Below are 10029 nucleotides of genomic sequence, written 5' to 3'. Positions count from 1 at the left end.
CATTCAAGTTTTTTATATTACTTGCTTATAATTCGAAAATTTTATATAAATTTGTAGCACTAATCTTTAATTATAAAGAATATAATAAACCTTTCAACTTAAAATATAAAAAAAATGAGCAACTATCCTAAAATCGGTATCCGTCCTACCATCGACGGACGTCAGGGAGGTGTACGTGAAAGCCTCGAGGAAAAAACCATGAACTTGGCTAAGTCCGTAGCCAAACTCATTTCAGAAAACTTACGTAATGGCGATGGCTCTCCTGTGGAGTGCGTCATCGCTGACAGTACCATCGGCCGTGTGGCAGAGAGTGCAGCTTGCGCTGAGAAGTTTGAGCGCGAGGGTGTTGGCTCTACCATCACCGTTACTTCTTGCTGGTGCTATGGTGCTGAAACTATGGATATGCATCCTCACTGGCCAAAGGCTGTATGGGGATTCAATGGTACAGAACGTCCGGGTGCAGTCTATCTGGCTGCTGTTCTCGCTGCTCATGCCCAAAAGGGATTGCCAGCTTTCGGCATCTATGGTCATGACGTTCAGGACTTGGAGGACGACTCTATCCCTGCTGACGTAGCAGAAAAGATTTTGCGCTTTGCCAGAGCAGCTCAGGCAGTGGCTACCATGCGCGGCAAATCATATCTTTCTATGGGTAGCGCCTGCATGGGTATCGCAGGTTCTATCGTTGACCCTAACTTCTTCCAGGAGTACCTCGGTATGCGCAACGAGAGTGTTGACCTTACTGAAATCATCCGCCGCATGACTGAGGGTATCTACGACCCTGTGGAGTATGAGAAGGCTATGGCTTGGACCCGCGAGCACTGTATGTGCAATGAGGGTGAGGACATTGCCAACCGTCCTGAGAAGGCTAAGACCCGCGAGCAGAAGGATGCTGACTGGGAATTCATCGTGAAGATGACTATCATCATGCGCGACCTGATGCACGGTAACCCAAGATTGGAAGAGTTAGGCTTCAAAGAGGAAGCATTGGGTCACAACGCTATCGCCGGTGGTTTCCAGGGACAGCGTCAGTGGACAGACTTCTATCCTAACGGCGACTATCCTGAGGCACTCCTCAATACTTCATTCGACTGGAACGGCATCCGTGAGGCTATCATCCTCGCTACTGAGAACGACGCAGGCAACGGTGTGGCAATGTTGTTCAACCACCTGTTGACAGGTCGTGCTCAGATCTTCAGCGACGTTCGTACCTACTGGAGTCCAGAGGCTGTGAAGCGTGTTACCGGTAAGGAACTTACAGGTCAGGCAGCTGGTGGTATCATCCACTTGATCAACTCTGGTGCTACCACACTTGACGGTACAGGTCAGGCTACAGATGCTGAGGGCAACCCTACCATGAAGCAGCCTTGGGAAATGACCGAGGAGGATGTAGATAAGTGCTTGAAGGCAACTACCTGGTATCCAGCTAACCGTGACTACTTCCGTGGCGGCGGTTTCTCTTCCAACTTCCTCAGCAAGGGCGGTATGCCTGTAACCATGGTTCGTCTGAACCACGTAAAGGGTCTTGGTCCTGTGCTCCAGTTGGCAGAAGGCTGGACTGTTGAGATTGATCCAGAGATTCACAAGGTTCTCGACAAGCGTACAGACCCTACATGGCCTACAACCTGGTTCGCACCACGTCTTTGCGACAAGGCTCCATTCAAGGATGTATATTCAGTGATGAACAACTGGGGCGCCAACCACGGTGCTATCAGCTACGGTCATATCGGTGCCGACCTCATCACTCTCTGCTCTATCCTCCGCATCCCGGTATGCATGCACAACGTAGAAGAGGACAAGATCTTCCGTCCTGCATCTTGGAACGCATTCGGTATGGACAAGGAAGGTGCAGACTTCCGCGCTTGCAAGAACTACGGTCCTATATATAAATAAGGTGTAACACCATCAGTACGAATATCATTCATATGGAACAGAAAAAGCAAGAATCAATTCTCATGAAGGATGGGGTTAGCTACCTCATACCATTCATATTAATCACATCGTGCTTTGCACTGTGGGGATTTGCCAACGATATCACCAATCCTATGGTGAAGGCATTCTCCAAGATATTCCGAATGTCTTCTACGGATGGTGCACTGGTACAGGTTGCCTTCTACGGAGGTTACTTCGCCATGGCATTCCCTGCCGCCATCTTCATCCGCCGCTTCTCCTACAAGGCGGGCGTACTGCTGGGATTAGGACTCTATGCCTTCGGCGCATTCCTCTTCTATCCGGCAAAGATGACGGGCGAATACTATCCGTTTCTCCTCGCCTACTTCATCCTGACCTGCGGACTCTCCTTCCTGGAGACATCGAGCAACCCTTATATCCTTTCGATGGGTACAGAAGAAACAGCTACACGCCGACTGAACCTGGCGCAATCGTTCAACCCGATAGGTTCACTGCTGGGTATGTATGTGGCGATGAACTTCATCCAGGCAAAGCTCAACCCGCTTGATACGGCTGGGCGCGCCAATCTGTCGGCAAGCGAATTTGAGGCTATCAAGGAGTACGACCTTTCGATATTGATCAATCCATATCTGATTATCGGTCTGATCATCCTCGCCATCTTCTTCGTCATCCTGTTCACCAAGATGCCGAAGAACGGCGAGAAAGACAACAAGATCAACTTCATGCCAACCCTGCGCCGCATCTTCCGCATGCCACACTACCGTGAAGGCGTATTCGCCCAATTCTTCTATGTGGGCGCACAGATTATGTGCTGGACCTTCATAATCCAGTATGGCACCCGCATCCTGATGCAGGAAGGCATGGCTGAGATTGATGCCGAGGTAACCTCGCAGAAGTTCAACATCATAGCGATGGTACTGTTCTGCTGCTCCCGCTTCATCTGCACCTTCATTCTCCGTTTCATCAATGCCGGTCAGCTGCTGATGATATTGGCGATAGCAGGTGGTTGCTTCACCATTGGCGTCATTGCCCTCCACAACATCTGGGGTCTATACTGTCTAGTAGCAGTCAGCGCCTGTATGTCGCTGATGTTCCCTACCATCTACGGTATTGCCCTGAGGGGTCTTGGCGACGATGCCAAGTTTGGTGCAGCTGGTCTGATCATGGCGATTCTTGGCGGTAGTGTCCTGCCACCTTTGCAGGCATCCATCATCGACATGCATACCGTATTCGGAATGCCATCCACCAACGTATCGTTCATCCTCCCATTCATCTGTTTCGTGGTGATTGCCATCTACGGATTCCGCACCAAGTTGCGTAGCATAGGAAAGTTATTGGGTTAAAACAAAAAAGCTGTGTTCATCTACGGATAAACACAGCTTTTTTGAATTATGTTAAGTGATTTATAACCCACAAAACCTAGATGGTGATTTCTCCCGAACCGTAGCAGCGATGATGATTTTCATCATAAACTACGCAGAATTGGCCTGGAGCTACACCATGAATTGCCTCTTCAGAATGAATCATCCATCTGCCATCATCGAGTTTTTCGATAGTAGCAGGATGATACTCCGGTGTATGTCGAATCTTGAAGGTTACCTTCTGCATCGCCACTTCCCTGGTAAGGAAATGGAAGTCCTGCAATGGGAAATCCTTCTTATAAGCCGTCTGAGGGTCATAACCATGACTTACATACAGAATATTGTTCTCCACATCCTTCTTGATGACGAACCAAGGACCGCCACCAAAGCCCAATCCCTTGCGCTGACCGATGGTATGGAACCACAATCCCTTATGCTCGCCAATGCGCTTTCCGGTCTCCATCTCAATCACATCGCCAGAGTTCTCGCCCAGATATCTGCGGATGTAATCATTATAGTTAATCTGCCCCAGAAAGCAGATTCCTTGACTATCCTTGCGCTTGGCATTGATGAGATGTTCCTCTTCTGCTATCTCACGAATTTCGTTTTTGATGTGATGACCGATAGGGAAAATCGCTTTTTTCAATTGCCAGCTCTCTATCTGAGCCAGAAAATCGGTCTGATCCTTTACGGGGTCAGGACTCGTAACAAGCCATTTATCGCCATTTTCGTCTGTTTCAGTCTGCGCATAATGGCCGGTAGCGATGAGATCATAGTGATGCCCCATCTTCTCATCGAACGCACCGAACTTGATGAGTCTGTTGCACATCACATCAGGATTTGGAGTGAATCCCGCCTTCACCTTGTCCATGGTATAGCGGGTCACCTCGTTCCAGTATTCCTGATGACAGTCAACAACTTCCAGCTTACAGCCATACTTTCGAGCCACGGCAGTAGCCATCTCCAGGTCTTCCTCAGAGGAACAGTCCCATTCCTCCTTCTCTTCTGGACCAATCTTGATATAGAAGCAGTCAGGATGCAAGCCCAGTCGGGCAAACTCCCAGACCACCACCGAACTATCCACGCCACCCGAAAGCAGCACAGCCACCCGCTTGTCCTTTACCTCGGCAAGGAAGTGCTCATCTCTGGTCTCCAATTCTTTCTCTCTTGGAGTATCTGTCAATATATTATCCATTTTCTATTCACTATTATTCAAAACTGAAGGCAAAGTTACAATAAATTCCGGAAAATATGCCCTAATTCCTCTTAAAAATCCATTATTTCCCCGAAAAGTCCACCATTTTTCACCATTCTCCGCTTCCATTTGCCATTTCTCCTATCGAAACTCCCTATAGCCAAAATCGGCTCATTCCAATACCAATGCTTTTCTACTTTCGATTTTATCTATACCTTTGCAATCGAAAATCAGAGAGATGCAAGTATGGTAAAAAACTATAACAAGCATCGAAGACGGCAAAAGTAGTTATGACAAAAGAGTAATAACGAATAATTGTAGAAATAAACATCATATATATAAGAACATGGATATCTTAAAAAATCTGTTTTACGGCTTCCCTGATCTGTGGGGAGGCGGTGTAGCCCACTCAGTAATGATCTTGGCGTTGGTCATTACCCTGGGTTTGAGTTTAGGAAAGTTGAGAGTAAAGGGAGTTTCTCTCGGATTGGCATGGATTCTTTTCATAGGCCTCATCTTCGGTCATTACTCTCTCAATCTCGATGAGCACCTGCTTCACTTCCTCAAGGAGTTTGGCTTGATTCTCTTCGTTTATTCCATCGGTCTGGAAGTGGGTCCAGGTTTCTTCGCTTCCTTCAAGAATGGCGGCAAGAGTCTCAACCTGCTCAGCATCATCGTCATTGCACTGAGCATCATCACTACCCTCGCCATCTTCTCCTTCTCAGGAACATCCATCACTTCTATGGCCGGTATTCTCTCAGGTGCTGTTACCAACACCCCAGGACTCGGTGCAGCACAGCAGGCTTTCAGCGACCTCCGTCACATCGATGCTCCTTCTATCGCAGCAGGATATGCCATCGCTTATCCTATGGGTGTACTGGGCGTCATTCTTTCTTTTATTATATTAAGGTATGCGCTGCGTATTGACAAGAGCGAAGAGGAAGCTGCAGCCAAGCGCGGTATGGGACATCTGGAGACGATGACCCTCAACACCTTCTCTATCCAGGTAACCAACCAGATGGTATTCGGCGACAGCATCAAGCAGATTCGCGACATCCTGAAGCGCGACTTCATGGTTTCAAAGATTATCCGCAAGAACAGCGACAAGCGCGATGAGGTAGTGAATGGCCGTACTATCATCGAAGAGGGAGATATCCTTCAGATTGTGGCTCACCCTACCGTAGAAGAGCCTATCACGGCATTGCTCGGCGAGAAAGTACAGGTCAGCGAGGAGAAATTTGGCAAGGAATTGATTACCCGCCGCATCCGCATCACCAAGCCTGGCATCAACGGCAAGAGCATCAGCCAGCTTCAAATCCGTTCAAGCCTCGGCACCAACATCACCCGTGTGAACCGTAATGGTGTAGACCTGATTGCTACTCCACAGTTGAAGTTGCAGCTGGGCGACCGTGTTACCGTAGTGGGTACAGAGCTTGCCATCGCGCATACAGAGAAGGTATTGGGTAACCAGATGAAGCGCCTCAACTACCCTAATCTGATTCCTATCTTCCTGGGCATCATGCTGGGTTGTATCGTGGCTAACATTCCATTCTTCATCCCTGGCATCAACGAGAACCTGCGTCTCGGATTGACCGGTGGTCCATTGGTAGTAGCTATCCTGATAGGTTACTTCGGTCCGAAGTACAACCTCGTCACCTACAACACCATTTCAGCCAACCTGATGCTCCGTGAGATTGGTCTCTGCATCTTCCTGGCTTGCGTAGGTCTCGGAACAGGCGAACAGTTTATTCAGACAGTAGCCACAGAAAGCGGAATGACTTGGATTCTCTACGGTATCGCCATCACCATGATTCCTATCATCATCGGCGGCATCATCGGAAGATACGTGTTCCACATCAACTATTACACATTGCTCGGAGTATTGGCAGGTGCCAACACCAACCCATCTGCCCTGGCTTACGTCCGTGAGCAGACTTCGGCAGATGCACCATCTGTGGGCTATGCGAATGTTTATCCATTTGCCATGTTCCTCAGAATCGTTACTATTCAGATTATTATTTTCGTATTCGGATAAATAAAATATATGGAAGAAAAAAACATGAAGACCTGCGACTGCGCAGAGAAAGGCATTGACAACTGCAACTGCAAGGAAATAGCAGAAACAGAACTGAGAAGAAAACTCGACCTGTTGTTACGCACTGGCAGCATCCTTATGGAGAGTGCTGCCGACACATCACGCATCATGCGAACGATGAAGCGTGCAGCAGCTTTCCTCGGACTCGACGAGCGCTACATGCACCTCTACATCAATTGGAATGTGCTGATGGTGAACTATAGCGACGAGGTGCACTCCTTCTCCAAGTTCCAGCGCTGCGAGAAGCACGGCATCAACCTTACCTCCATTTCGATGGTAAGTAAGCTCACCTGGACAGCCATCAAGGAAAACTATTCGCTCGAACAGTATGAGCAGGCCCTGAACGACATCAAGGCTACTCCACGCAGCTTCACTCCTTGGCAGGTAGCCATCGGCGGTGGATTTGCCTGCGGTGGATTCTGCATCCAGTTCGGTTGCGACTGGCCAGCGTTCTTCTTCTGCTCCCTGGCAGCCATTCTGGGCTTCCGCCTGAGAATGTTCCTGCCTACCAAGGGCTGCAACAACTATGTGGCTATCGGTATTTCGGCATTCGTTGCAACGCTGATTGCATGGTTGACTTCGTTCCTGTCGCTCAATCCAGCCATCTCAGCCGCTCTTCCAGGCTTCATGCATTCAGATACCCCTTGGCATCCATTGATGGCGTGCGCCCTCTTCATCGTGCCGGGAGTTCCATTGATAAACTTTGTGAGCGATATGCTCGACGGATATATAGAGGTGGGAATGGTGCGCGCACTCAACACGCTGCTGATGATCTTTGCAATGGCGTTCGGTATCGCCTTTGCCATCCAGGTTTGCCACATCGACAACTTCGTGAAGGATCTTACCATGACTCCTCACCACGAATACTGGGAGTTTGCCATTGCAGCAGCCGTATCAGCCATGGGCTTCTCTACCATCTTCAGCATTCCTAGACGCCTGTTGCCAGTTGTGGCTGTGGGCGGCATCATCGCCGTTTGCTTCCGCAACTTCGTGAACCTGGGTCCATCCAACGGCAACATTGGTCTCGACATGGGCTTGAGCATCGGTTCTCTTGCCGGTTCTGCGCTCATCAGCGTCATCGTCATCAAGGCCCGCCACTGGTTCCACACCCCTCACCAGTGCATCACCATTCCTAGCGTCATCCCGATGGTACCTGGAGTCTTGATGTATCGTGCCCTGTTTGCCTTCATCGACATGCACGGCGTGGTAGGCGAGGTAACCGTGGGTATGAACAACCTGATCAAGGCTTCGCTCGCCATCATCTGCATCGCCCTGGGTGTTGCGATTCCAAATGTATTCTTCCGCCGCTTCATCGCCGACAACCGCAAGCGCCGACTCCTCAACATGCTGGTGGAGAGAAAGAAGAAGAATGGCGAATTTGTGGATTTGCACGAAGTGGAAATCAAGTAATGCAGGATTGGAAATTTGAGAATATGGGATATTTTTTATCCCAAATTCTTGGATTTCGAAATAAATACATTATCTTTGCAGCGGAAACAAGCTATCGACTATCTCTGAAACCGATAGCCATAAAAAAAGGAAAATAATGGAAATACGACAACTGAAATACTTCTTGAAGGTAGCCGAGACGCTCAATTTCTCGGAGGCATCGCGCAAGCTCTACATCACGCAGAGCACCCTCTCGCAGCAGATTTCGCATCTGGAGCAGGAGATTGGATTGCCACTCTTCGAGCGAAACTCGCATGAGGTTTATCTTACAGAAGCAGGAAAGGAACTCCTGCCTTACGCTCAGAATGCGGTAAACTGCACCATGGCGTGCGTTGACCACATGAACGACCTGAAGGAGATGCTCACCGGCGAACTGAACATCGGCGTTACCTACTCCTTCAGCAACATCATGGCAGAGACGCTCATCGCCTTCCTCCACGCTTATCCTCACGTGAAGCTGAACATCCAGTACCGTTCGATGCAGGAGCTGATGGACGGCTTGAAGAAGCGTGAACTCGACCTGGCGCTTACCTTCAAGCCACTCAAGACAGACAAGGCGATAGACAGCCGTGCCATCTTCAGCAACCGCCTGGCGGCTATTGTGAACGAGAACCATCCCCTGGCACGCCTTTCATCCATCAAGCTCTCTGAGCTGGAGCGTTACGACCTCATCCTTCCATGCAAGGGTCTGCAGGCTCGCAACGCCTTCGACTATCTGATAGACGGCAAGGACCTCGATTTCAAGATCATGGTAGAAGTAAATAATGTGAACATCATCTTCGACCTCCTGCATCGCAGCAATCTGGTCAGTGTGCTCTCAGAATCAACCACCATCCTGAAGAGTGGCATGAAGGCGATTCCGATAGATGCTGCCGACAACGAGATGGATGGCTGCATCCACATCCTGAAGGATGCCTACATGAAGAACTCGGCGCAGGAATTTATCCGCATGCTGAGCCAGAGCACCAGTATCCTCGCCAACTTTGCGCTGAAGGATATCTTAAAATAAAACAGAAATTAAAGGGAAAGGTTATAATTCAATCTAAAAAAGGCTGTCTCCGACATCATTGCGGAGGCAGCCTTGTATTTTATATATACTATTCATTCCGAAAGAAAAGCTTATTTCTTCCTGGCGATAATTATCGTTACACCAGCCAGGATGGCGAGGATGCCGATGGCTAGCTGCAGGGAGAAGCTCTCACCGAAAATGCAGACACCGATGATGACTGCCGTTACTGGCTCCAGGGCACCCATGATGGCAGCTGGCGTACTGCCGATGAGATTGATGGAGATGGTCATGAAGAAAAGCGACAATACCGTTGGCAGCAACGCTAGCTGCGCAGCATAGATCCAATGCATCGGAGTTTGAAGCATCTGGATTTTCTCGCCCGCAATGAACGAATAGACAAGCATCGTTATGAGTCCGAATACCAGGATATAGAAGGTGAACTTGATGTTCGACATGCCCGGATTCTTCCACTGGTTCACCGAGATGATATAGAGCGAATAAAGCAGGGAAGAACACATCACCAGCGCAAAACCAGCCGTGCTCAACTTGTCGTTGCCGTCACCCTGATAGAGCAAGCCTACACCCGATACAGCCAGCAAAATGGCGAGCGTGGTGGTCCACGTCACCTTCTCATGGAAGAACACCGTCATCAGTATCGCCGTCATGATGGGATAGACGAAGAGGATGGTGCTGGCAATACCTGCCGCCATATAATGGAAACTGACATAAAGCGTAGCTGATGAGAGGGAGAACATACAGCCCAACGTGGCAAGACGGATCAGGTGTCCCCATTTTACCTTAAAGCTCTCCTTGCGGAACAGCATCACCACGGCAAACATCAATACCGCCAGGAGATAGCGATAGATGAGCACCGAACTGGAATTGAATCCGTCACCATAGAGCTCCAACGTACCCAAAGGATTGGTTCCATAACACACGGCGGCAACAACTCCCGCCGCAAAGCCTTTCACTTTATTACTGCTTGTCATTTGAATTAAAACGCTTTTTTACT

At 49.1% G+C, this 10029-nt stretch carries 7 protein-coding genes; 5 read left to right on the top strand and 2 right to left on the bottom strand.

The window, feature by feature from the left end; all coding sequences use genetic code 11:
• Positions 1-114 precede the first annotated feature (114 nt).
• Together fucI and fucP are read left to right on the top strand one after the other, a co-directional pair.
• Positions 115-1890, top strand: a complete 1776-nt coding sequence (gene fucI, locus F7D73_RS12170) for an L-fucose isomerase (protein WP_153125070.1) — start codon at positions 115-117, stop codon at positions 1888-1890.
• A 32-nt stretch (positions 1891-1922) separates the two neighbouring features.
• Complete coding sequence (gene fucP, locus F7D73_RS12165) at positions 1923-3251, top strand: L-fucose:H+ symporter permease (protein ID WP_153125068.1); 1329 nt, start codon at positions 1923-1925, stop codon at positions 3249-3251.
• 76 nt (positions 3252-3327) lie between these two features.
• Here the strand turns inward: fucP and mnmA are convergent, their stop codons facing one another.
• A complete protein-coding gene (mnmA, locus tag F7D73_RS12160) occupies positions 3328-4464 on the bottom strand; it encodes a tRNA 2-thiouridine(34) synthase MnmA (RefSeq protein WP_228117737.1) in 1137 nt (378 codons plus the stop codon).
• 346 nt (positions 4465-4810) lie between these two features.
• Between mnmA and F7D73_RS12155 the strand changes: the two genes are divergently transcribed.
• The 3 genes from F7D73_RS12155 to F7D73_RS12145 all read left to right on the top strand — a co-directional run bounded on the left by F7D73_RS12155 (position 4811) and on the right by F7D73_RS12145 (position 9017).
• Entirely contained in the window at positions 4811-6499 is a 1689-nt protein-coding gene (locus F7D73_RS12155; RefSeq protein WP_153125066.1) for a putative transporter, read from the top strand.
• 9 nt (positions 6500-6508) lie between these two features.
• On the top strand, positions 6509-7969 hold the full coding sequence (locus F7D73_RS12150; RefSeq protein ID WP_194256913.1) for a threonine/serine ThrE exporter family protein: 1461 nt from the start codon (positions 6509-6511) through the stop codon (positions 7967-7969).
• A gap of 136 nt (positions 7970-8105) precedes the next feature.
• Positions 8106-9017 carry a LysR family transcriptional regulator gene (locus F7D73_RS12145; RefSeq protein WP_153125063.1) on the top strand — a complete coding sequence of 304 codons (912 nt, stop codon included), beginning with the start codon at positions 8106-8108 and terminating at the stop codon, positions 9015-9017.
• A gap of 110 nt (positions 9018-9127) precedes the next feature.
• Here F7D73_RS12145 and F7D73_RS12140 read toward each other — a convergent pair whose 3' ends face one another.
• Positions 9128-10006: a DMT family transporter gene (locus tag F7D73_RS12140; RefSeq protein ID WP_153125061.1), complete on the bottom strand. Its 879-nt coding sequence runs from the start codon at positions 10004-10006 to the stop codon at positions 9128-9130.
• Positions 10007-10029 lie beyond the last annotated feature (23 nt).

The organism is Segatella copri (assembly GCF_009494395.1).
Classification (GTDB): Bacteria; Bacteroidota; Bacteroidia; order Bacteroidales; family Bacteroidaceae; genus Prevotella.
Note: the sequence above shows the minus strand (reverse complement) of the source record. Positions and strands in the feature narration are given on the sequence as shown.